Here is a 22,643-nt window from a genome sequence, read left to right as displayed (position 1 = left end):
AAGGAAAAGGCCTCCCGACATGCGTATTCTTGTTACCGGTGGTGCCGGTTTTATCGGTTCCGCACTGATCCGCCATTTGATTCAAAACACTGAACATGAAGTTCTCAACCTCGACAAACTGACCTACGCCGGCAATCTTGAGTCGCTGACCAGCATTGCGAGCAATGCCCGCTATGAATTCGTCCAGGCCGATATCATCGACCAGGCCACCGTCAGCGCAGTGCTGGCACGCTTTCAGCCCCAGGCCATCATGCACCTGGCAGCCGAGTCCCATGTCGACCGCTCCATCGACGGCCCGTCGGACTTTATCCAGACCAACATCGTCGGCACCTACAGCCTGCTGGAAGCCACTCGCGCTTACTGGCAACAGTTGGCAGAGCCGGCCAAGAGTGCCTTCCGCTTCCATCACATCTCCACCGACGAAGTGTATGGCGACCTGCATGGCGTGGATGATCTGTTCACCGAAACCACGCCTTACGCGCCAAGCTCGCCCTACTCCGCGAGCAAGGCGGCATCCGACCACCTGGTCCGCGCCTGGCAGCGCACTTACGGCTTGCCGGTGCTGCTGACCAACTGCTCGAACAACTACGGGCCGTTCCACTTCCCAGAGAAGCTCATCCCGCTGGTGATCCTCAATGCCCTGGCAGGTAAAGCCCTGCCGGTGTACGGCGACGGCCTGCAAGTGCGCGACTGGTTGTTTGTCGAAGACCACGCCCGTGCGTTGCTCAAAGTGGTCACCGAAGGTGTGGTGGGCGAGACCTACAATATCGGCGGGCACAACGAGCAGAAAAACATCGACGTGGTCCGTGGCATCTGTGCACTGCTCGAAGAGCTGGCGCCACAGCGCCCGGCCGGCGTTGCCCAATTCAGCGACCTGATCACCTTCGTCAAGGATCGCCCAGGCCACGACCAGCGCTACGCCATCGACGCCAGCAAGATCGAGCGCGAATTGGGCTGGGTTCCTGAAGAAACCTTCGAAACCGGCCTGCGCAAGACCGTTCAGTGGTACCTCGATAACCTGGAATGGTGCCGTCGGGTCCAGGACGGCAGTTACCAGGGCGAACGACTCGGTAACACCGAAGCGAAGGACCTGATTGCATGATGAAGGGAATCGTACTTGCCGGTGGCTCCGGGACGCGCCTGCACCCCATTACCCTGGGGGTTTCCAAGCAACTGCTGCCGGTGTACGACAAACCGATGATCTACTACCCGATTTCCGTGCTGATGCTCGCCGGAATCAAGGAGATCCTTGTGATCTCCACACCGGTGGACTTGCCGCAGTACCGCAACCTGCTAGGTGACGGTAGCCAGTTCGGCGTGCAAATCAGCTATGCCGAACAACCCTCGCCCGATGGCTTGGCACAGGCCTTCCTGATCGGCGAAACATTCATCGGTAATGACCCGGTTTGTCTGATCCTGGGTGACAACATCTTCCACGGCCAGCATTTCAGCGAGCAACTGCGCGCCGCCGCCAAGCGTCCATCCGGCGCGACGGTGTTTGGCTACTGGGTCAAGGATCCGGAGCGCTTCGGCGTAATTGATTTCGACGCTGAAGGACGCGCGCTGTCCATCGAAGAAAAACCCGCCAAGCCAAAGTCCAGCTATGCCGTGACCGGCCTGTACTTCTATGACAACGATGTGGTCAAGATCGCCAAGGCCGTCCAGCCATCGCCACGGGGCGAATTGGAGATCACCGACGTCAACAATGCCTACCTCAAGCGTGGCGACCTGCATGTCGAGCGCTTCGGCCGTGGCTTCGCCTGGCTCGATACCGGTACACATGACAGCCTCCTGGAAGCCTCGATCTATGTTCAGACCATCGAGCACCGCCAGGGCCTGAAAGTGGCTTGCCTGGAAGAAATCGCCTACGAGAACGGCTGGATCGACCGCGACCATCTGCTCGAACGGGCCAAATACTTCGGCAAAACTGGTTATGGCCAGTACCTGTTCACCCTCGCTGGGGAAGCCAAATGAATGTGAGCGGTACACCCTTGAAAATCCTCATCACCGGCCAACACGGCCAGGTTTCCCGCGAGCTGCAACAGCGGCTGCAGGGCCTGGGCGAACTGGTGGTGCTCGGTCGCGACCAGCTCGACCTGGCCAACCCCGAACAGATCCGCCAACAGGTACGCAGCCATCGTCCCGAGCTGATCATCAACGCGGCGGCGCATACCGCTGTCGACCAGGCCGAGAACGAGCCCGACATCGCCTTCGCGATCAATGCCACGGCGCCCGGTGTCCTGGCCGAAGAAGCCAAGACCTTGGGCATCCCGCTGATCCACTACTCCACCGACTACGTGTTCGACGGCAGCAAACCCGCGCCCTACAGCGAGGACGATGCGCCCAACCCGTTGGGCGTCTACGGTATGAGCAAGCTGGCGGGCGAACAGGCCATCGCGGCAGTGGGTGGTCAGTACCTGATCCTGCGCACCAGTTGGGTGTATTCGAGCCATGGCAAGAATTTCCTGCTGACCATGCAGCGCCTGCTCCAGGAAAAACCCCACATGCGCATCGTCGCCGACCAGATCGGCGCACCGACCTGGGCCGGGACCATCGCCGACAGCACCCGCGCACTGATCGAGCGCTGGCAGGCTGGCCAGGCCGGCGAGTGGGGCGTGTATCACCTGACGGCCCAGGGCGAGACCTCGTGGTTCGGCTTTGCCCAGGCCATCGGCGAGCAATTGCTGGCCGAAGGCAAGGCCTGCGCCGCGCTTGAAGGGATTCCTGCCAGCGAGTACCCAACGCCCGCCAAGCGCCCGTTGAACTCGCGCCTCGATTGCAGCCGCCTGCAACAACAATGGCAAGTTAGCCAACCGCAGTGGCGCGAAGCATTGCGCGAGTGTCTTGCACAGCAGCACTAGGCATAATGCGCCTGTACCCACAGGCGCAGACTTACATGACTCCACCCCTTCCACGCAGACCCCGCTGGCGCAGCCTGGCCTTGCTGGCATTGTGCCTGGCGCCACTGCTGTGGCCGTTGGAGCATCTGGCCGAGCGTTACTACCGCAGCGAGCTGGCCGGGCAGAACCGCCAGACCCTCGACCTGTACGTCGCCAACCTGCTGGGTACCCTGCACCGCTACGAAGTGTTGCCGCAGATCCTCGGCGACCTGCCGGCCCTGCGTACCGCCCTGGCAGCGCCCCAGGTCAGTACCAACCTGGTGGCCGCCAACCAATTGCTCAAGCAGGTGGCGGCCCAGGCGGGCGTGGAAGTGATGTACCTGATGGACACCCGCGGCAAGACCCTGGCCGCCTCGAACTGGGACAAACAGGACAGCTTCGTCGGCCGCAACTTTTCCTTTCGGCCTTATTTCAGCGAAGCCATGGCCGGGCGCCTGGGCCGCTTCTTCGGCCTGGGGACCACGTCGGCCAAGCGCGGGTACTTCTTTGCCGCTGCGGTGCGAGAAGACGAACATGTGATCGGCGTGCTGGTGGTCAAGGTTGACCTGGACCACACCGAAAGCCTGTGGGGCCAGACCCCCGAACAACTGCTGGTGACTGACCACAACGGCGTGGTGATCCTGACCTCACGCCCACAATGGCGTTTTCGCACCACCCGGCCACTGACCGAGGCCGAGCGCCAGGCCATCATCGCGATCCAGCCCTACCCGACCCGCGATCCGCAGCCCCTGAATTTCAGCTCCAGCGCCTGGCTGCGTCAATCCACCGAAATCGCCGAAACCGGCTGGAATGTGGAAATCCTTGCACCCCGCACCCTGATCGACCGCCCCGTGCGCACGGTAGTCGCAGTCGGCGGCGCGACCTTGCTGGTGCTGATGCTGCTGCTCGGCCTGATGATGCAGCGCCGGCGTCATTACCTGGAACGCATCGCCTTTGAAGCCAAGGCCCGGCGCGAGCTGGAAATGCGCGTGGCTGAGCGGACCAGCGACCTCGAAGGCCTCAACCGCCGCCTGCGCCAGGAAGTACTGGAGCGGGAAAATGCCCAGCAGGAGCTGGTACGCGCCCAGGATGACCTGGTGCAAGCCGGCAAACTGTCGGCGCTGGGTACCATGTCGGCGAGCATCAGCCATGAGCTCAACCAACCCCTGGCGGCCATCCGCAGTTACGCGGAAAACGCCGGGATTCTCCTCGACCACCAGCGCACCGATGACGCCCGGGGCAACCTCAAGTTGATCAGCGAACTGACCGGGCGCATGGCCTCGATCATCGCGCACTTGCGCGCCTTTGCCCGCCGCGACCGGCATGCCCCGGAAAGCGTGGCCCTGCAACCAGCCCTGGACGACGCGCTGGCGTTGCTGGCCAAGCGCCGGCGGGCCATGGAAGTGGAACTGATCCGCGACTTGCCAGAGGCATCCCTGTGGGTAGAAGCCGGGGAAACCCGCCTGCGCCAGGTACTGGGCAATCTGCTGGCCAACGCCCTGGACGCCCTGACCGAAAAGGGCCCGCCGCGCAAACTGTGGCTGAGTGCCGAATCCACCGATCAAGGCGTCAACCTGTACATCCGCGACAACGGGCCGGGGTTCTGCATGGAAGCCCTGGGGCGCGCCGGCGAGCCCTTCTACACCACCAAGACCCGCACCCAGGGCCTGGGGTTGGGCCTGGCCATCTGTGACACCCTGATGCGTGCCTTTGGTGGCGAACTGTTGTTTGCCAACCACAAGGAAGGCGGCGCACTGATAACCTTGAAACTGCGCGCCGGAGCACCTGGCGTCAGTCTGCAACCGTCCGAGGACCGCAGTGTATGAGTATCGATAACCAGATTCAGGTGGTGTTGATCGACGATGATCCACACCTGCGTCAGGCCCTGTGCCAGACCCTGGACCTGGCCGGGCTGAAAGTCCTGCCCCTTGGCGAAGCCACTGGCCTTACGGCGCAGCTGTCGCGCGACTGGCCGGGAGTGGTGGTCAGCGACATTCGCATGCCCGGCATGGATGGCCTGGAGCTGCTCGCCGAACTTCACGGCCAGGACCCGGAGCTGCCGGTGCTGCTGATCACCGGCCACGGCGATGTGCCACTGGCGGTGCAGGCGATGCGCGCTGGCGCCTATGACTTCCTCGAGAAACCCTTTGCCAGCGACGCCCTGCTCGACAGCGTACGCCGCGCCCTGGCCCTGCGCCGGCTGGTGCTGGACAACCGCAGCCTGCGCCTGGCCCTGAGTGATCGCCAGCAACTGAGCACCCGTTTGGTGGGCCAGTCGGCGCCGATGCTGCGCCTGCGCGAGCAGATTGGCGCGCTGGCGGCGACCCGCGCCGATGTGCTGATCCTCGGTGAAACCGGCGCCGGCAAGGAAGTGGTGGCGCGCGCCCTGCACGACCTGTCGAACCGCCGCACCGGGCCCTTCGTTGCCATCAACGCCGGGGCACTGGCCGAATCCGTGGTGGAAAGCGAACTGTTCGGCCATGAGCCGGGGGCGTTTACCGGGGCGCAGAAGCGGCGGATCGGCAAGTTCGAGTTTGCCAACGGCGGCACGTTGTTCCTTGATGAAATCGAGAGCATGAGCCTGGATGTGCAGGTCAAGTTGCTGCGCCTGTTGCAGGAGCGTGTGGTCGAGCGCCTGGGGGGTAATCAGCAGATCCCGCTGGATATCCGCATCATCGCCGCCACCAAGGAAGACCTGCGCCAGTCCGCCGACCAGGGGCGCTTCCGTGCAGACTTGTACTACCGCCTGAACGTCGCGCCGTTGCGCATTCCGCCCCTGCGTGAGCGTGGCGAAGATGCCTTGATGCTGTTCCAGCACTTTGCCGACGAGGCCAGTAGCCGCCATGGCTTGCCGCTGCATGAGTTGCAACCCGGCCAACGGGCAATGCTATTGCGCCATAACTGGCCGGGCAACGTGCGGGAGCTGCAAAACGTCGCCGAACGCTTCGCCCTCGGCCTGGAACTGGCCCTGGACAGCACACCCGACGGCCCGGCGCCCGGCGTACCGATGTCTACCGGGGGCTTGAGCGAGCAAGTCGAGCACTTTGAAAAAGCCTTGATCGCCGCCGAACTCGGCCGCCCCCACAGCTCTGTGCGCAGCCTGGCCGAAGCCCTGGGGGTGCCACGCAAGACCTTGCATGACAAGCTGCGCAAGCATGGGCTGAGCTTTGCCGACAGCGGCAACGCCCACGCCGATGACGAATGACCTTTCCCAGCCGCCAAGAGACCGCCATGAGCCGCGATAGCCGTTACCTGGAATCGATTCTGCACCATGACATCCCCCTCACCCGGGAGATGGGCCTCAAGGTGCTCGACTGGCAGGACCGGCAACTGCGCCTGCACTTACCGTTGCAAGCCAATATCAACCACAAGAGCACCATGTTTGGCGGCAGCCTGTACTGCGGCGCCGTACTCGCGGGTTGGGGCTGGCTGCACCTGCAATTGCGTGAGGAAGGGGTTGAAGACGGGCATATCGTGATCCAGGAAGGGCAGATCAGCTACCCGTTGCCTGTCACCCAGGACGCCACGGCGATTTGCCAGGCCCCGGAAGACAAGGTATGGAAGCGCTTTTTGGCGACCTACCAACGCCATGGCCGGGCGCGGCTGGCGTTGCAGACATGGATTGTGAATGAGGGCAGTGAAGCGCCGGCGGTGGTGTTTACCGGGCAGTACGTCCTGCACCGCTAAACCCTGCAACACATAACCAATGTGGGCACAGGGCTTATGTGGGAGCGGGCTTGCTCGCGAAAGCGGTGTATCAGTCAGCACTTGTATTGGCTGATACACCGCTTTCGCGAGCAAGCCCGCTCCCACATTTTTGATCGCGGCGGTTTATGACCTTGCCAGCGCCAGCAAACGCTCGCGCCAGGCGGCCTTGGCCGGCAAGGCCAGGAAGAACGGGTTCAACAGCGACGCCCGCGCCGGGTAGCTGAACCGCTGGCCATTCAACTCCAGCACTTCGCCGCCAGCGCCCTCCAGCACGCCCTGGGCAGCGGCGGTGTCCCACTGCGAGGTCGGTGCCAGGCGCGGATAGCAATCGGCGCTGCCTTCGGCCAACAGGCAGAATTTCAAGGAGCTGCCGATATTGGCCAGCTTCAACTCCCCCAGCCCTTCGCTCAAGCCGTCGAGCAAGCGCTCCTGTTCGGGGCTGGTATGGCGACGGCTGGCGACTACGGTGAACGCCTCGCCGGCGGCGGGTTTCTGCCGCACCTGGATCTGCCGGGGCGCGGCATTCACGTCGGAGCGCCACGCCCCAAGCCCGGCACCACCGAAGTAGCAACGGCCACTGGTGGGCATGGAAACCACACCAAACACCACACGCCCGTGTTCGATCAAGGCGATGTTGACGGTAAATTCTTCACTGCCACTGATAAATTCCTTGGTGCCATCCAGTGGGTCTACCAGCCACCAGCGCTGCCAACCGGCACGCACGCTCTGGTCGATATCGGCGTCTTCTTCCGACAGCACCGGGATGCTCGGGTCCAGCGCAGTGAGACCGGCGAGAATCAGGTGATGGGCGGCCAGGTCGGCGGCGGTGACCGGCGAATCATCCGCCTTGGCCGTCACGGCCACATCGGCGCGCCAATACGGCAGGATCACCTCGCCGGCCTGGCGGGCCAGTTCGATCACCGGGGCAATGTAGGCGTGGCCGAGGAACAATTCACTCATGGCTGGTAGGCTCCGCGCTGGGTCAGCAGGTCACGCACCAGGTACAACGCGGCCAGAGCACGGCCTTCGCTGAACTGCGCGTGCTGCGCCAGCTGTGCAAGCTCGCGCAGGTTGACCCGGTCCACGCGCATCGGCTCGGGCTCGTCACCCTCCAGGCGCTCTTCGTAAAGCTCGGTGGCCAGCACCACCTGGATTTTCTGGCTCATATAGCCTGGGGACAGGGACAGTTCGGTCAAGTGTTCCAACTGCCGTGCGCCATAGCCCGCCTCTTCCTTGAGTTCACGGTCTGCCGCCGCCAGCACGTCTTCGCCCGGTTCGATCAGGCCCTTGGGCAAGGACAGTTCATACTCATCCGTGCCGCCGCAGTATTCTTCCACCAGCAGCGCGTGGTCAGCGTCGATCATCGCCACGATCATCACCGCGCCATACCCTGCGCCACGGCCCACCAGGCGCTCGTAGGTCCGCTCAACGCCATTGGAGAAGCGCAACTGCACTTGCTCCACGCGGAACAAACGACTACTGGCGACAATTTCGCGGGCGAGGACGGTGGGTTTCTGGCGCATAAAGGGCTCCTTGGCGTGATCGGGTTACTATACCGTGGCTTTTCCGATTGTCTGTGTCGGATATATTTACTTACCTGCTTGAGACCCCACCATGCCTCCATTGCCCTGGTCCGAAATCGACACCGTCCTGCTGGACATGGACGGCACCTTGCTCGACCTGCATTTCGACAACCACTTCTGGATGGAACACCTGCCCCGGCGCTATGCCGAACTGCACGGGGTGGGCCAGGCCATGGCCGAGATGGAGTTGCAGCCGCTGTTCGAGCGTAACGCCGGCCAGTTGCAATGGTATTGCCTGGATTTCTGGAGCGCCGAACTGAAGATCCCGGTGCGCGAACTCAAGCTGGAAACCGCCCATTTGATCGCCCTGCGCCCGGATGCCGATACCTTCCTGGCGGCGATCAAACAGGCCGGCAAACGCGTGATCCTGATCACCAATGCCCACCGCGATTCGCTGTCGTTGAAGCTGGAACGCATTGAGCTGGCGCCGTATTTCGAGCGACTGATCAGTTCCCACGACTATGGGTTTGCCAAGGAAAACCCGCAGTTCTGGGACGCATTGCAGGCGGATATCGACTTCGACCCGGCACGTAGCCTGTTTATCGACGACACCTTGCCGATTCTGCGCAGTGCGCGGGATTTTGGCGTGGGGCATTTGCTGGCGGTCAAACAGCCGGACAGCCGCAAGGGGCCGAAGGATACGGCGGAGTTCGATGCGGTCGAGGATTACCGGGAATTGATTTCAGAATTATCGTTGTAGGAGCGAGCTTGCTCGCGAAAAACGTCTGGACAGCGCTTTCATTCAGGATGTCCGCGTTATCGTTAACGACCTTCGCGAGCAAGCTCGCTCCTACAAGGGGACAAGCTTACTCAGGAATACGCAGTGTCTGCCCTGGGTAGATTTTGTCCGGGTGCGACAGCAGCGGCTTGTTGGCCTCGAAGATTTTGTTGTACTTGTTGGCGTCGCCGTACTCAACTTTGGCGATCGCACTCAAAGTATCGCCCTTTTTGACGACTACAAAGCGGGCAGCCGCAACAACTGGGCCAGACACGGTGATTTTATCTTCCACGGTAGCCACGCCGGCAATGTTGCCCAGCGCCAACAGAATCTTCTCTTTCTCTTCCTGGCTGGCGACTTCACCGGTGACCGTTACCTTGTCACCGTCCACCGTGGTCTGCACATTCGGATTACCCAGGCCGACCTTGGCAACGTGATCCTTCAACTGCTCACTCGCGTTCGCATTACCCGGCGTCAACAGATCAACGATTTTCTCGCCGGCTTCTTTGATAAAGCTAAAAAGACTCATAGTGCGCTCTCCTTGGGATTGGGTTTCCAGATGCCAAAGACTAGACCAGTCTTACAGAGCTTGGTTCCAGTCCGACCAATGACGCAAACGCGCTAGAATCCCCCCGCCATTGGAATAAGAGCCCGGAGCGAAGATGGACATCAAACAGCTGAAATTCCTCATCGCCCTCGACGAAACCCGTCACTTCGGCCAGGCGGCCGCGCGCTGCCACATTACTCAGCCGACCCTGTCGATGCGCCTGCGCAGCCTGGAAGAAGAACTGGAGCTACCGCTGGTCAATCGCGGCCAGCGTTTCGAGGGTTTTACTGCCCCTGGCGAGCGGGTACTGGCCTGGGCCCGTACGGTACTGGCAGCCTATGACGGCCTGCAGGCCGAGGCGGCAGCCTGCCGCGGCAACCTGGTGGGGACATTGCGCCTGGGGGTGGTGCCGCTGTCGAGCTTCGATCCGCTGGCCTTGATGCAACAACTGCACAGGCAGCACCCCAGCCTGCGCTTTGAGTTATCGGCCCTGAGTTCCGAGCAGATCCTCGAACAACTGGCGAGCAATCGCCTGGATTTGGGCGTGTCCTACCTCGAGCGCCTGGACGCCGAGCGCTTTGACTCCCTGGCCCTGGACGAAACCCGCATGGGCTTGCTGTACGACCAACGGTTTTTCAGTTTTGGCGAAAAGCCCTTGAGCTGGGAGGCGCTGATCGAACTGCCTCTGGGCATGCTTACCAGCGGCATGCACTTTCGCCAGTCCATCGACCACAACTTCCACAGCCGCGGCCTGACCCCCCAACCCTTGCTGCAAACCGATGCCGTCCATCAGTTGCTGCAGGCCGTGCACGGCGGGCTGTGTTGTGCGGTGATGCCCCTGGACGGCGGCCTTGACGCCCTGACCGAGCACCTGCGCCTGCAACCCATCGAAAACGCGCAAACCCTGGCCAAGCTGGGGCTGATCATGCGCCGCAGTGCGCCGCGTTCGGCGCTGGCCGAGGCGTGTTTTGCGCTTTATCAGTAATCGCTGCTGGAACCTTGATCGACGTCATCTATCGGCAGATCAGTACTGACGATTAGACGCGACCCTTTGTCGCGCCTAGTCTTCACTCTGAACACTTCGCCGGTGACTAGACTTCATGAACGCCCAGCGCCCAGCACGCGCGGCGCCCGCCCTGACAACGCCCGCGCCCGCCGCCAGCCAGAGTTATCAGTATTGCAACCTCGACCGCACGCAATCGGACAGCACCGCGCTGGCCGAGGAAGTCGCGTTGGCGATTGCCTATAACGACATCAGCCAGGCCGTGATGCTGGTGACGCCCACCGACCTTGAAGACTTTATCGTCGGTTTCAGCCTGGGCAGCGGCATCATCAGCGACATCAGCGATATCTACGACCTGCAACTGAGCGGCACAGGCTCGGCCCAGTACGCCCAGGTACAGATCTCCAGCCGTGCCTTCTGGAACCTCAAGCAACAGCGCCGGCAACTGGCTGGCACCAGCGGCTGCGGCCTGTGCGGAGTGGAAGCGCTGGAGCAAGCGCTGCCGGACCTCAAGGTGCTGCCGGGCGCACCATTGCCGCCTGCCGCGTGGCTGGAGGGCTTGCGCCAGCGCATCAGCGCCTTTCAGCCATTGGGCCAATACAGCGGCGCGGTGCATGCGGCGGTATTCATGAATAACCAGGGTGAACTGCTGCTGGGCCGCGAAGATATCGGCCGGCATAACGCCCTCGACAAACTGATCGGCGCCTTGGTCCGTCAGCACATCCCGACGGCAGGCGGCGTGGCAATTGTCACCAGCCGTTGCAGCCTCGAATTAATCCAGAAAGTCCTGCGCGCGGGCATCCAGACCCTGGTCAGCCTGTCGTCGCCCACCGGCCTGGCCCTGCAGTGGGCACGCCGGCACAACCTCAACCTTATCCACCTGCCGCAAAAAAGCGCGCCGCGGGTCTATAGCCCTGCGATGGAGTATCAGCCATGAGCAATCATCACCAAGCCGACCAAACCCCAACCCCGCGCTACAAGCCCTACAAAGGCCCGGCTGGCGGCTGGGGTGCGCTGATCAGCGTGGCGCAGGCGTGGCTGACCAGCGACAACGCGCTGAAAAATATCCGCATGATGCTCAAGACCAACCAGAACGGCGGCTTCGACTGCCCCGGCTGCGCCTGGGGTGACTCGCCGGAAAGCGGCATGGTCAAGTTCTGCGAGAACGGCGCCAAGGCAGTCAACTGGGAAGCCACCAAGCGCCGGGTGGACGCGGCGTTCTTCGCCAAACACAGCGTCAGCGCGCTGCTGGAACAAAGCGACTATTGGCTGGAATACCAGGGCCGCCTGACCGAGCCGATGAGCTACGACGCCGAGACCGACCGTTACAAGCCCATCAGTTGGGAGTCGGCCTTCGACCTGATCGGCCAGCACTTGCGCGCCCTGCCAAGCCCGGATATGGCCGAGTTCTATACCTCGGGCCGCGCCAGCAATGAGGCCGCGTACCTCTATCAACTGTTCGTGCGCGCCTACGGCACCAACAACTTCCCGGATTGCTCGAACATGTGCCACGAAGCCAGCGGCGTGGCCCTGGCGCAAAGCGTGGGCGTGGGCAAAGGCACGGTGACGTTTGACGACTTTGAACACGCCGACGCGATTTTCGTCTGGGGCCAGAACCCCGGCACCAACCACCCGCGCATGCTCGAACCGCTGCGCGAAGCGGTGAAGCGCGGCGCCCAGGTGGTCTGTATCAACCCGCTCAAAGAGCGTGGCCTGGAACGTTTCCAGCACCCGCAACACCCGCTGGAAATGCTCACCAACGGCGACAAGCCAACCAACACTGCGTACTTCCGCCCAGCACTGGGTGGCGACATGGCCATCCTGCGCGGCATGGCCAAGTTCCTGCTGTTGTGGGAGCGCCAGGCCCAGGCCGAAGGCAAGGAGGCGGTGTTCGACCACGACTTCCTCAATGAGCACACGGTCAACGTGCTGGATTACCTGGCGAAGATCGACGACACCTCTTGGGATGAAATCGTCGAGCAGTCCGGCCTGAGCCTGGTGGAGATAGAGCAGGCGGCGCGCATGTACGCCAAAGGCAAGAACGTGATCATGTGCTGGGCGATGGGCATCACCCAGCATCGGCACTCGGTGCCGACCATCCAGGAAATCGCCAACCTGATGCTGCTGCGCGGCAACATCGGCCGCCCCGGCGCCGGCCTGTGCCCGGTACGCGGCCACAGCAACGTGCAGGGCGATCGCACCATGGGGATCAACGAACGGCCGCCCGTGGCCTTCCTCGATGCCCTGGAGCGTCGCTTCCAGTTCAAGGTACCCCGCGACAACGGGCATAACGTGGTCGAGGCAATCCACGCCATGCTCGAAGGCCGCGCCAAGGTATTTATCGGCCTGGGCGGCAACTTCGCCCAAGCCACGCCCGACAGCCCGCGCACCTTCCAGGCCTTGAGCAACTGCGACCTGACGGTACAGATCAGCACCAAGCTCAATCGCAGCCACCTGGCCCACGGCAAACAGGCCTTGATCCTGCCCTGCCTGGGCCGTACCGACATCGATATTCAGGCCGATGGCCCGCAAGCGGTGACGGTAGAAGACTCGTTCAGCATGGTGCACGCCTCCAACGGCCAGTTGCAGCCACTGTCGAAGCTGATGAAGTCGGAGCCGGCGATTCTCGCCGGCATCGCCGCTGCCACCCTGGGCAGCAAGCCGGTGGACTGGAACTGGTTGGTAGCCGACTACCGCCGCATCCGCGACTTGATCGCCGATACCATTCCCGGCTTCAAGGACTTCAATGAGCGCGTGCAACACCCAGGCGGTTTCTACCTGGGCAACAGCGCCGGCGCACGCCGCTGGAACACGCCGTCAGGGCGCGCCAATTTCCGCGCCAATATCCTGCCCAAGGACCTGGTGCATGAACGCACCCGCGCCACTGGCCAATTGCCCGACCTGATCATGCAGTCCATGCGTTCCCACGATCAGTACAACACCACTATCTACGGCCTGGATGACCGCTATCGCGGGGTCAAGGGCCAGCGCGACGTGCTGTTCGTCAACGAAGCCGACATCATCCGCCTGGGCTTCAAGCCAGGGCAGAAGGCCGATATCGTGTCGATCTGGGATGACGGCCGCGAGCGTCGGGTCAAGGGCTTTACCTTGCTGGCGTTCGATATTCCGGCGGGGCAAGCGGCAGCCTACTACCCTGAGGTTAACCCGCTGGTGCCACTGGAGAGCACTGGGGACGGTAGCCATACGCCTACTTCCAAGTTCGTGGCGATCCGCCTGGAAGCGGCCAGCGAGACTGGTTTGATAATGGCCAGAATCGCCTGATCGACTCCACGCCAGGGAACGATCTTACGGGCACAAAAAAGGCCGCTTTTGCATAAAAGCGGCCGTTCCGAAGTAGCTAAAGACCGGCAAAAACGACTTAAGTTCCCGAGTTAAAACAGTAACTTAGCTAATTGTATACAACCTGCACCACTGGTCGGAATTCGATTGTAAGAATATTCCGACAACCTCAGGATCGCGCCGTCATCCCCTTGAGGTTCACCTATGAAGTTCTCCTCGATTCTCTTGTTGTCCCTTGGCCTGGTCAGTGGCGCAGCCATGGCCGGTGGCACCACCGAAGCCGGTGTAGGCGGCGCATTGGGCGGGGTTCTAGGTTCAGTCGTCGGCCAGCAGATCGGCGGCAATACCGGTTCGGCCATTGGTGCGGCCCTGGGCGGCGCCGGCGGTAGCGCAGTGGGCGCAGACAAACGCAGCCGAGGCGAAGCGGCCATTGGCGGCGCGCTGGGCGCAGCCGGCGGCAACGTGGTCGGTCGTAGTGTCGGCGGCAACACCGGTAGCCTGATCGGTGCGGCAGCAGGCGGTGGTGCCGGCGGCGCGCTGGGCAACTACATGGGCAACAAGAGCGACGACGACGACCGTCGCTATCGCGGGCGCGATAACCGTCGCTACGACCGCGATGATCATCGTGGCCGTGGGCATGCCTATGGGCATCGCAAGAACAAGCATCACTACCGTCACCGGTAAATCCAAAGAACACTGCATACCCCGTGTGGGAGCGGGCTTGCCCGCGATTGCGGTGGGTCAGTTATTGGATACTTGACTGATCCACCGACATCGCGGGCAAGCCCGCTCCCACATTTGCTTCGGTGGCGTTTATGCGTTCGGGGTCAGATCACCAACCGCTGCAAAGCCTCGCGCAACACCCCCGCAATCGCCACCGGCTGGTTTGTCGCCCGGTTGACAAACACATGCACAAACCGCCCCGCCGCGCAGGCTTCGTCTTCGCCAGCCTTGAACACCGCCAACTGGTACTGCACTGAACTGTTGCCCAACTTGCCCACCCGCAGGCCGATATCGATACGGTCGGGAAAGGCTATCGACGCGAAATAATCGCACGCCGAACTCACCACAAACCCCACCACCTTACCGTCATGGATATCCAACCCGCCCTGCTCGATCAGGTAGGTGTTCACTGCCGTATCGAAGAAGCTGTAATAGGTGACGTTATTCACATGGCCATACACGTCATTGTCGTGCCAGCGCGTAATGATCGGCTGGAAGTGGCGGTAATCGGCACGCTGCGGCATTGAGTCAGGCATGGGCAAGTCTCGTGAAAGTGAATTTACAGGTCGTTCAGATGGGCCCCGGCCCAATCCCGCACCTGGGCATACGGATACTCTTCCAGCGCGGCAAACCCTGGAATCCCGCGGGCCTTGAGTTTGGTAAACAATGGCACGCTGATCCCGCATAAAAACCGCGTCAACCGTTCAGCCCCCGGCAAGCTGCCGGTGTGCTGATGATGCCTGTGGATAAAATCCGCGCACAATGCCTGGAAGCTTTTATCCACAAGCGGCGCCAAGCCAGGTGGCGCTGGGAGATGGGCGATCTGGCCACGGCAAACCGAACAATGCCCGCACTGGCGGGGCGCATCCGCATCACCAAAATACTCGGCCAGCCGAAAGCCCAGGCAACGCTCGCTGGCGAACAGCGCCAGCATCCCATGGATCCGCGCCACTTCCGTGACTTCGTGCTGCTTGAAGCCTGCGTGTAACTCGGCGCTCATGGCCTGGGGATCGAACCCGCTATCGAGCAGGCTGTAGACCTCGGTCATCTGCTTGCTCTCCAGCTCGATCAGCCCCTGCTCCTGGAAATAGTCCAGCGCCTTGACCACCCGCCCACGCTCGGCCTGGTGCAGTTGATAAAGCGCGTCGAAATCCACGGTGGCCCAGCTACGGGCCCGTTTGCATACCTGGATGATCGCGGCGACAAACTGCTGTCGCTCGCCGGAAAAACGCGCCAGCAACACATCCGGCTCCACCAGGTACTTGAAGCGATACTCGGCATAAAACGCATAGCGCGGTGCAATCACGCCCTTGAGCTCCAGTTGCACCAGCAAGGTCTTGAGCGGTAGCTCACGGATATTGCTCAGCTCTGCCAACGAGCGCAGCAGAAACTCCCATTGCCCGTCATCCCGGGCTGCCAGCAACTCCTCCAGCACCAGCCGGATGCCTTCCTGCTCGGGCGTATCGCCGTACACGAAGTTCTCCAGCACTGTGAGGCTGTCGCGATTGGCCAGCACCAGGCACTCGGAAGGCTGGCCATCACGACCGGCGCGCCCGATTTCCTGGCTGTAGTTCTCGATGGACTTGGGCAGGTCGAAGTGCACCACGTTGCGGATATCGCTCTTGTCGATGCCCATGCCAAAGGCAATGGTGGCGACGATGCAATTGGACTGCCCCCCCATAAACCGGCGCTGAATGCCCTCGCGTTGATCATGGGGCAAACCTGCGTGATAGGCCTCGGCCTGGATGCCGTGGCGGTTCAGGTGTTCGGCGATCTGCTCGGCGGTTTTCTGCAAAGTGACATAGACGATGCTCGGCTGGTTGGCCCGCTCACCCATCCACTCCACCAGGCGCCGGCGCTTGTCCACGCCGCTGACCGGCTCTACCCACAGGTTGAGGTTGGGCCGGTAGAAGCCCGTGGTGATCACATCCGCGGGGGCGATGGCGAACTTGGCCTGCATATCCGCAATCACCTTGGGCGTCGCGGTGGCCGTCAACAGCAGCGCCTGGGGAATCTTGAACTGGCGCTGGTAGTCGGGGAGCTTCAGGTAGTCCGGGCGGAAGTTGTGGCCCCACTCGGAAATACAGTGCGCCTCGTCTACCACGAGTAACGAAATCGAAACGCTGTGCAAAAAGTTGCGAAAGCGCTCGTTCTTCAAGCGCTCCACGGAAATCATCAGGATTTTCAGCTCGCCGGAGCGGGCCCGGGCCATGACGTCATTGGCCTCCTCGCGACTTTGCGCCGAATCGATACTGCCGGCCGAAATACCATGACGCTGTAAAAAGCCCAACTGGTCCTGCATCAACGCCAACAGCGGCGACACCACCAGCGTCAGGTGCGGCAGCAATACGGCTGAGAGCTGATAACAGAGGGATTTGCCGGAACCGGTGGGAAAGATCGCCGCCGCCGACCGACCGGCCAGCACGGCGCTGACAGCGGCCTCCTGGCCTGGGCGAAACTGGGGGTAACCAAAGACCTGCTGGAGGGTGTCGTGCATAAGCTGTCACTCCATTGACCGCTGAACAGACCTAAAACATAGCCCGGTATTTTCAGCGGTTCGAGAAAGGTCGCGAGGAAAAGAGAGACAGGATGATACACAGGCCAGGAGGCCCAGTCGGCAATCCGGCAAACACTCAAAAACCAATGTGGGAACGGGCTTGCTCGCGAATGCGGTGTATCAGATACACAGTCAGTGACTGACACTACGCATTCGCGGGCAAGCCCGCTCCCCCATTTTTTACAGCGTCGCTACAGCTCGATCAGCGGTTTTGCACACGCTCAATGGCTTTGTCATACACCGGGTTGGCCTTCTGCTCCTTGGCCAACTGGTAGTGGCGCAGCGCATCGGCAAACTGCCCGGCTGCTTCGTAGATCCGCGCGATGTTGTAGTAGGACCCGGCACGCACGGTAGCGGCGGTCGGGCCGCTGGCCAAAGCGATGGCCTTGCGGTTGGCCCAGATCGATTCTGCGGTGTTGCCGGCTTTCTGATAAGCCAGGCCGAGGTTGCCGTAGGCTTTGCCGAACGAGTTATCCAGTTCGATCGCCTGGCGGAAGTAGTCAATTGCCTGGTCCAGGTTACCGGCCTGGTAGGCAGCTTCGCCTTTGAGGTTCAGTTTTTTCGCATCACCCTGGACTGCAGAACTGACCACCACGGCATCAACCGCAACGCTGTCGTTGAGCAGCGGTTTGACTTCGTTGAGCACGTCCTTGGCTTCGACCAGCACGCCGGTGAAGGTATTGATGTCCTGGAAGTCGCCGCTGCCGGTCATGCGGAACACCGTCCACAAGTTGCCGGTACGATTGGTCGGCACGTAGTAGGTGCGCACCAGGGACTGGCCCATGTACACAAACACCTTGGCCTGGCTCTCGGACAGCGCCGTAGAGCCGGTGTTGGTGCGGTTGGAGAAGTCATGCACGGCGTACACATAGCTTTCGCCGTAGTGTTTTTTCTGCAGGGTGATGGTTTCCGGGCCGTAGCTGTCGGTGTCATCCACATCCAGCTCGGCGTCGGTGCCGGTCTTGCTGTTGAAGTAGATATTGTTGCCAGGGAAGATCATGTGGGAGTCAAGGTCCGAAGGCGATTGCCCCCAGGTCAGCACCACACGCAGGCCGTCGAGGTTTTCCATCACCGGGCTGATGGCGTAGGTCATGCCTTTGCACGGGCATTTGACCACCAGATTGGAGTAGCCAGGCTTCTTGATGATCAGCAGGTTGTCGGCGCCATCGGCCACTTCGCTGGTGAGGGTGACTTGACCCTGGGCGTTGGTGCGCCCCACCACATTCTGCGCGCCGTTGCGTTGCAGCAAGACTTCGGCGTCGGCGATTTTCTGGTCCTTGACCACCGCACTGAGCACTTCAATCGGCAACTGCTCGGCCTGGACGGCAAACGCCAGCGCACACAAAGACATCGCCGAAGCGACACGAAGCAAACCCATGCTTAACTCCCTTTAAGTAGTGGGCGGAATCGCCCTACAAGATTTTGCGGTGAAACATACGCTGAATTCAGGCGGCTTGCCGGGATTTTATACAAAATGTGACGTGGTTTTTATCCCAACTATGGGTGGGCGCCTCTTAGCCCAACTTCAAGTATCGGAAGCCTCTGTAGGAAATCGCCAAGCAAGGCACCATACGCTTCCCAAACTACCTCCAGTGCAAACTCAACCCCCTACAGAATCAACCAAGCCTGATCGAAACTAGCGCCCTCTCAACCCTCTCGGCAAGAAATCCGTGGACCTTGAAAGGACTCAATACATTGGCCATTACGGGGTCACGTTCAGCGTGATTCGTTTCACCGTACGACCCAACAACAAGCAAGCACTTGCCAGTCTTTGCTTACTAGAAGCAAAGACCTCTGCGCAGGAAGTTCGCCTGCAACTACAAAATCTGTATGAGCGAATGCTCGCCCAAGACCTCCCTTGCCTCATGACAGTGGTCATTTCAAAACCGCTGACTAGAAAACAGGCAGATAGCTTGAACAACCGGAACAACGTCATCAAAGAAACTATATCGGGAGCGGTGGCAGCCCCAATTGGGCTCATGTCCAGCAAGGCAGAATCAATGGTCGAAAAAGCTACCAGCGATTTGATATCGCGCCAGCTGCGCAACTTCCAGCATGCAGACATCATCATCGGCCTAGAGGCTCAGGTCAGCGGGGGAATTGGCCCGCAGCGCTCCAGCCTCTCACTACACGTGTACTCAAATGAGCCATAGTCAAATGCTCTATCTACAGGCGGCGATCTTCTTCGCCTTTTATCTGTTGCTGTATTACAAAATCACCGACTGCACACTCAGAAAACGTTTTGCTGTCACGTTTATCGCAAGCGGCTTGATCCTGACATTCTGGCTACCTTACGTAGCGATCATTCTTAGTATTCAACTGCTCCCCCTCGCTCTGTTCTTGATAGGCTTGGCACTGTTCTTCACCCGCAACAAGTACCGCTATCGCCATGACCAACCCCCTCACCCACTCCGGCGTGCCCCCACCATGAACCTGGCCCCGCACTTCCCAGAAGACCCCGTCATGCAGCAGCTCCTGCAATTGCTGCATGAAGAAATCGGCCTGCCCAAGCACAAGACCATCCGCCTTAAAACTTCGCTCAACTTCGACCTCGGGTGCGACGGCGCGGAGGCCAGGCAGTTTATGGAAGCGCTGGAGCAGGCATTTGATCTCGACCTAGGCGACTATGATGCCTACCGTTACTTCAACCCACCGGTGTTTGACGTGTTCCTCAAACACCGCGCCAAGGGCCGGGGCGAGAAGATGCCGCTCACCATCGGCATGCTTTACCTGGCCATCAAAACTCATAGCTGGGATACGCAGACGCTGGAAAATCTGAGCTAAAGAACACTGCGTCATTAATGTCTGTGGGCTCGTGATAGCGGTGGGTCAGTCAATGCATCCAGCGGTTGATACACCGCAATCGCGAGCAAGCCCACATTCGGATCTGCGCCTTTTTGCCGTCCTGCTCTACGTTCATAGAGATTTGCGCGCGCACAAAAAAGCCGCCCACTAGGGGCGGCTTTTTAACAGCTGGCGAATCTTACAACTTAGGACCCGCTGCCTTGATTGCGTCGCTCACTTCAAACTTCTTGAAGTTCTCGACGAACAGGCCGGCCAGAGCCTTCGCGGCTTCGTCGTAGGCTGCTTTGTCAGCCCAGGTGTTGCGTGGGTTCAACAGGCCAGTCTCAACGCCCGGTACGGCCAATGGCACGTCGAGGTTGATGGTGTCCAGGTGCTCGGTTTGCGCACCGATCAACGCGCCGCTCTGGATCGCTGCGATCACTGCACGGGTGGTCGGGATGTTGAAGCGCTTGCCAACACCGTAGCCGCCGCCGGTCCAGCCGGTGTTGACCAGGTAGACCTTGGAGCCGAAGCCGCGGATGCGCTTGATCAGCAGCTCTGCGTATTCGCCAGCCGGACGCGGGAAGAACGGCGCGCCGAAGCAGGTAGAGAACGTCGACTTGATGCCGCTGCCCGAGCCCATTTCAGTCGAGCCCACCAGTGCGGTGTAGCCGGACAGGAAGTGGTAGGCCGCTTGTTCTTCGTTGAGGATCGACACCGGTGGCAGCACGCCAGTCAGGTCGCAGGTCAGGAAGATCACTGCGTTCGGCTCGCCACCCAGGTTCTTCTCGGAACGCTTGGCAACGTGCTCCAGTGGGTATGCGGCGCGGCTGTTCTGGGTCAGGCTGACATCGGTGTAGTCGGCGTGCTTGGCATCGTTGATCACGACGTTTTCCAGGACCGCGCCGTGCTTGATGGCTTTCCAGATTACCGGCTCGTTCTTCTCGGACAGGTCGATGCACTTGGCATAGCAACCGCCTTCGATGTTGAACACCACGCCTTCGCCCCAACCGTGTTCGTCGTCACCAATCAGGTAACGGCTTTCGTCGGCAGACAGGGTGGTCTTGCCGGTGCCGGACAGGCCGAAGAACAGGGTCACGTCGCCTTCTTCACCGATGTTGGCAGCGCAGTGCATTGGCAGCACGTCAGCGGCCGGCAGCAGGAAGTTCTGCACCGAGAACATGGCTTTCTTCATCTCGCCGGCGTAACGCATGCCTGCGATCAGAACTTTCTTCTGGGCGAAGTTGAGGATCACGCAACCATCGGAGTTGGTGCCGTCACGCTCAGGTACGCATTCGAAGTTGGCAACGTTGAGCACTTGCCATTCTTCACGACCGGCCGGGTTGTACTGGGCCGGGTTGATGAACAGGCAACGACCGAACAGGTTCTGCCAGGCAGTCTGGGTGGTCATTTTCACGGCCAGGTAGTGGTCTTCGGCAGCACCAACGTGAACGTGGGAAACGAAATGCTCTTGCGCGTTGTTGAAAGCCTCGACGCGAGCCCACAGGGCATCGAACTTGTCGGCCGGGAACTTGCGGTTGATCGGGCCCCAGGCAATGGCGGCCTGGGTGGACGGCTCTTCAACGATGAAACGGTCGACTGGCGAACGCCCGGTACGGTGACCGGTTTCTACGACCAGCGCGCCGGTATCGGCAAGCACGCCTTCACCGCGCTGCAGGGCTTCTTTGACCAGATCGTCAACACTCAGATCGGTGTATACGGCGTTATTGGCTTGCGTCATGAGGTTCCCCGTCGGCCTATGGCCGAGTGCTCCAAACGTTTTGTAGTAGAAAGTTGCGCACTACTACCGCGAAAAAAGTGGGCCGGATTATGCCAGAAAAGCCCAAAAAAAGTAGGGCCCTCCCGTCAGAACACCTCTAATCCGGCGTTTGTCAGGTGATTTACCTGTGCTTAAACGTTTTAGTGGTGGGTGCCCGAAGGGGTGTCAACGCCAGCGCCAGCGAACAATTGGGCGATATCGGCAGCGTCGAACAGGTAGCGTTGATTGCAGAACTGGCAGTCGATTTCGATTCGGCCACCATGCTCCACAGCCAGGTTTTGCGCATCTTCCAGGCCCAGGCTCACCAGGGCATTGCCCGAACGCTCGCGGGAACAGCTGCAATGGAAACGCAAGGATTGCGCATCGAACAGACGCACCTCTTCTTCGTGGTACAGGCGGTGCAGGATGGTTTCGTTGTCCAGGCCCAGCAGCTCTTCGGCAGTCAGCGTACCGGCCAGGGCAGTGAGGCCGCGCCAGCTTTCTTCGCGCTCATCCTCATCCTTGATGCGGTCGGCCGGCAGCTGTTGCAACAGCAGGCCACGGGCGCGCTTGCCATCCGCATTGAGCCAGAAGCGGGTGCCCACTTGCTGGGACATGACGAAATAGTTGGTGAAGCAGTCGGACAGGGTTTCACCGTCCAGGTCGACAATGCCCTGGTAGCGCTGGCCAACGGTCGGGTCGATGGTCAACGCCAGTACGCCGTTGGGCATCAGGTCGGCGAGGGTCGCGTCCGCCGGGATCTGGTCCTCTTCATAACGGGCCAGGCCACGGATTTCGCGCTCGCTGGAGCACTCGATCATCAGCATGGGAACCGGGCCTTCGGAACGGGCCTGCAGAATCAGCAAGCCATCGAACTTCATGGTGCCCACCAGCAGCGACGCGGCGGCCATCAGTTCGCCGAGCAACTGTGCGACCGGCTCCGGATAGGGGTGCTTGGCAAGGACTTCGGCATAGCTGCGCTCCAGGGCAACCAGTTCGCCACGAGCGTCGTTGTCGTCAAAGAGGAAACGTTGGGTGAAGTCGGTATCCGGTAGATCAGTCATAGGTCTGGGTATCTGAAT

General features: G+C 61.0%; 21 protein-coding genes. 13 read left to right on the top strand and 8 right to left on the bottom strand.

Annotated features, from left to right (window positions below):
* The first annotated feature begins 19 nt into the window (after positions 1 to 19).
* From rfbB to C5F71_RS14250, 6 genes are read left to right on the top strand one after another with little or no spacing between them, the layout of a single operon-like run.
* Entirely contained in the window at positions 20 to 1,102 is a 1,083-nt protein-coding gene (rfbB, locus tag C5F71_RS14275; protein WP_104911364.1) for a dTDP-glucose 4,6-dehydratase, read from the top strand.
* Positions 1,099 to 1,974 carry a glucose-1-phosphate thymidylyltransferase RfbA gene (gene rfbA, locus C5F71_RS14270; RefSeq protein ID WP_092232754.1) on the top strand — a complete coding sequence of 292 codons (876 nt, stop codon included), beginning with the start codon at positions 1,099 to 1,101 and terminating at the stop codon, positions 1,972 to 1,974. Before rfbB ends, rfbA begins: the two co-directional genes overlap by 4 nt.
* Positions 1,971 to 2,861, top strand: coding sequence for a dTDP-4-dehydrorhamnose reductase (gene rfbD, locus C5F71_RS14265; protein ID WP_104911363.1), 891 nt, complete (start codon positions 1,971 to 1,973; stop codon positions 2,859 to 2,861). Before rfbA ends, rfbD begins: the two co-directional genes overlap by 4 nt.
* A 35-nt stretch (positions 2,862 to 2,896) precedes the next feature.
* Complete coding sequence (locus C5F71_RS14260; protein ID WP_070995049.1) at positions 2,897 to 4,705, top strand: ATP-binding protein; 1,809 nt, start codon at positions 2,897 to 2,899, stop codon at positions 4,703 to 4,705.
* Positions 4,702 to 6,084, top strand: a complete 1,383-nt coding sequence (locus tag C5F71_RS14255; protein ID WP_092232749.1) for a sigma-54 dependent transcriptional regulator — start codon at positions 4,702 to 4,704, stop codon at positions 6,082 to 6,084. The genes C5F71_RS14260 and C5F71_RS14255 overlap by 4 nt, the downstream gene beginning before the upstream one ends.
* A gap of 26 nt (positions 6,085 to 6,110) precedes the next feature.
* A complete protein-coding gene (locus C5F71_RS14250) occupies positions 6,111 to 6,566 on the top strand; it encodes a YiiD C-terminal domain-containing protein (RefSeq protein ID WP_029299813.1) in 456 nt (151 codons plus the stop codon).
* Between the two features lie 144 nt (positions 6,567 to 6,710).
* Here C5F71_RS14250 and cysQ read toward each other — a convergent pair whose 3' ends face one another.
* The gene (cysQ, locus tag C5F71_RS14245; RefSeq protein ID WP_029299811.1) at positions 6,711 to 7,547 is read right to left on the bottom strand and encodes a 3'(2'),5'-bisphosphate nucleotidase CysQ; all 837 of its coding nucleotides are present in this window, start codon (positions 7,545 to 7,547) and stop codon (positions 6,711 to 6,713) included.
* Entirely contained in the window at positions 7,544 to 8,110 is a 567-nt protein-coding gene (gene nudE, locus C5F71_RS14240; protein WP_029299809.1) for an ADP compounds hydrolase NudE, read from the bottom strand. The genes cysQ and nudE overlap by 4 nt, the downstream gene beginning before the upstream one ends.
* A 91-nt stretch (positions 8,111 to 8,201) precedes the next feature.
* Between nudE and yrfG the strand changes: the two genes are divergently transcribed.
* Entirely contained in the window at positions 8,202 to 8,870 is a 669-nt protein-coding gene (yrfG, locus tag C5F71_RS14235; protein ID WP_104911362.1) for a GMP/IMP nucleotidase, read from the top strand.
* Positions 8,871 to 8,976: 106 nt separating this feature from the next.
* Here yrfG and lysM read toward each other — a convergent pair whose 3' ends face one another.
* On the bottom strand, positions 8,977 to 9,417 hold the full coding sequence (gene lysM / locus C5F71_RS14230) for a peptidoglycan-binding protein LysM (protein WP_104911361.1): 441 nt from the start codon (positions 9,415 to 9,417) through the stop codon (positions 8,977 to 8,979).
* Positions 9,418 to 9,550: 133 nt separating this feature from the next.
* Between lysM and C5F71_RS14225 the strand changes: the two genes are divergently transcribed.
* The 4 genes from C5F71_RS14225 (at position 9,551) to C5F71_RS14210 (ending at position 14,422) form a co-directional block, all read left to right on the top strand.
* On the top strand, positions 9,551 to 10,420 hold the full coding sequence (locus C5F71_RS14225) for a LysR family transcriptional regulator (protein ID WP_029299805.1): 870 nt from the start codon (positions 9,551 to 9,553) through the stop codon (positions 10,418 to 10,420).
* 115 nt (positions 10,421 to 10,535) lie between these two features.
* A complete protein-coding gene (gene fdhD / locus C5F71_RS14220) occupies positions 10,536 to 11,375 on the top strand; it encodes a formate dehydrogenase accessory sulfurtransferase FdhD (protein ID WP_029299803.1) in 840 nt (279 codons plus the stop codon).
* Entirely contained in the window at positions 11,372 to 13,720 is a 2,349-nt protein-coding gene (locus tag C5F71_RS14215) for an FdhF/YdeP family oxidoreductase (RefSeq protein WP_070995020.1), read from the top strand. Before fdhD ends, C5F71_RS14215 begins: the two co-directional genes overlap by 4 nt.
* A gap of 222 nt (positions 13,721 to 13,942) precedes the next feature.
* Complete coding sequence (locus C5F71_RS14210; protein ID WP_029299799.1) at positions 13,943 to 14,422, top strand: glycine zipper domain-containing protein; 480 nt, start codon at positions 13,943 to 13,945, stop codon at positions 14,420 to 14,422.
* 143 nt (positions 14,423 to 14,565) lie between these two features.
* Here C5F71_RS14210 and C5F71_RS14205 read toward each other — a convergent pair whose 3' ends face one another.
* The 3 genes from C5F71_RS14205 to C5F71_RS14195 all read right to left on the bottom strand — a co-directional run bounded on the left by C5F71_RS14205 (position 14,566) and on the right by C5F71_RS14195 (position 18,396).
* On the bottom strand, positions 14,566 to 14,997 hold the full coding sequence (locus C5F71_RS14205; protein WP_104911360.1) for a thioesterase family protein: 432 nt from the start codon (positions 14,995 to 14,997) through the stop codon (positions 14,566 to 14,568).
* Positions 14,998 to 15,020: 23 nt separating this feature from the next.
* The gene (locus tag C5F71_RS14200) at positions 15,021 to 16,958 is read right to left on the bottom strand and encodes an ATP-dependent DNA helicase RecQ (protein ID WP_104911359.1); all 1,938 of its coding nucleotides are present in this window, start codon (positions 16,956 to 16,958) and stop codon (positions 15,021 to 15,023) included.
* A gap of 262 nt (positions 16,959 to 17,220) precedes the next feature.
* Positions 17,221 to 18,396: a tetratricopeptide repeat protein gene (locus C5F71_RS14195; protein ID WP_029299795.1), complete on the bottom strand. Its 1,176-nt coding sequence runs from the start codon at positions 18,394 to 18,396 to the stop codon at positions 17,221 to 17,223.
* A 343-nt stretch (positions 18,397 to 18,739) separates the two neighbouring features.
* On the opposite strand from C5F71_RS14195, the gene C5F71_RS14190 reads away from it, so the two are divergent.
* Positions 18,740 to 19,171, top strand: coding sequence for a hypothetical protein (locus tag C5F71_RS14190; RefSeq protein WP_186351788.1), 432 nt, complete (start codon positions 18,740 to 18,742; stop codon positions 19,169 to 19,171).
* Between the two features lie 274 nt (positions 19,172 to 19,445).
* Positions 19,446 to 19,802, top strand: a complete 357-nt coding sequence (locus C5F71_RS29695) for a DUF1493 family protein (protein WP_092237261.1) — start codon at positions 19,446 to 19,448, stop codon at positions 19,800 to 19,802.
* A gap of 199 nt (positions 19,803 to 20,001) precedes the next feature.
* Here the strand turns inward: C5F71_RS29695 and C5F71_RS14180 are convergent, their stop codons facing one another.
* A complete protein-coding gene (locus C5F71_RS14180; RefSeq protein ID WP_104911358.1) occupies positions 20,002 to 21,543 on the bottom strand; it encodes a phosphoenolpyruvate carboxykinase in 1,542 nt (513 codons plus the stop codon).
* 179 nt (positions 21,544 to 21,722) lie between these two features.
* Positions 21,723 to 22,625: an Hsp33 family molecular chaperone HslO gene (gene hslO / locus C5F71_RS14175; protein WP_029299788.1), complete on the bottom strand. Its 903-nt coding sequence runs from the start codon at positions 22,623 to 22,625 to the stop codon at positions 21,723 to 21,725.
* Positions 22,626 to 22,643 lie beyond the last annotated feature (18 nt).

Source organism: Pseudomonas sp. LG1D9, from assembly GCF_002949995.1.
In the GTDB taxonomy this organism is placed as follows: Bacteria; Pseudomonadota; Gammaproteobacteria; order Pseudomonadales; family Pseudomonadaceae; genus Aquipseudomonas; species Aquipseudomonas proteolytica.
This window is presented reverse-complemented; position numbering and strand designations above follow the sequence as displayed.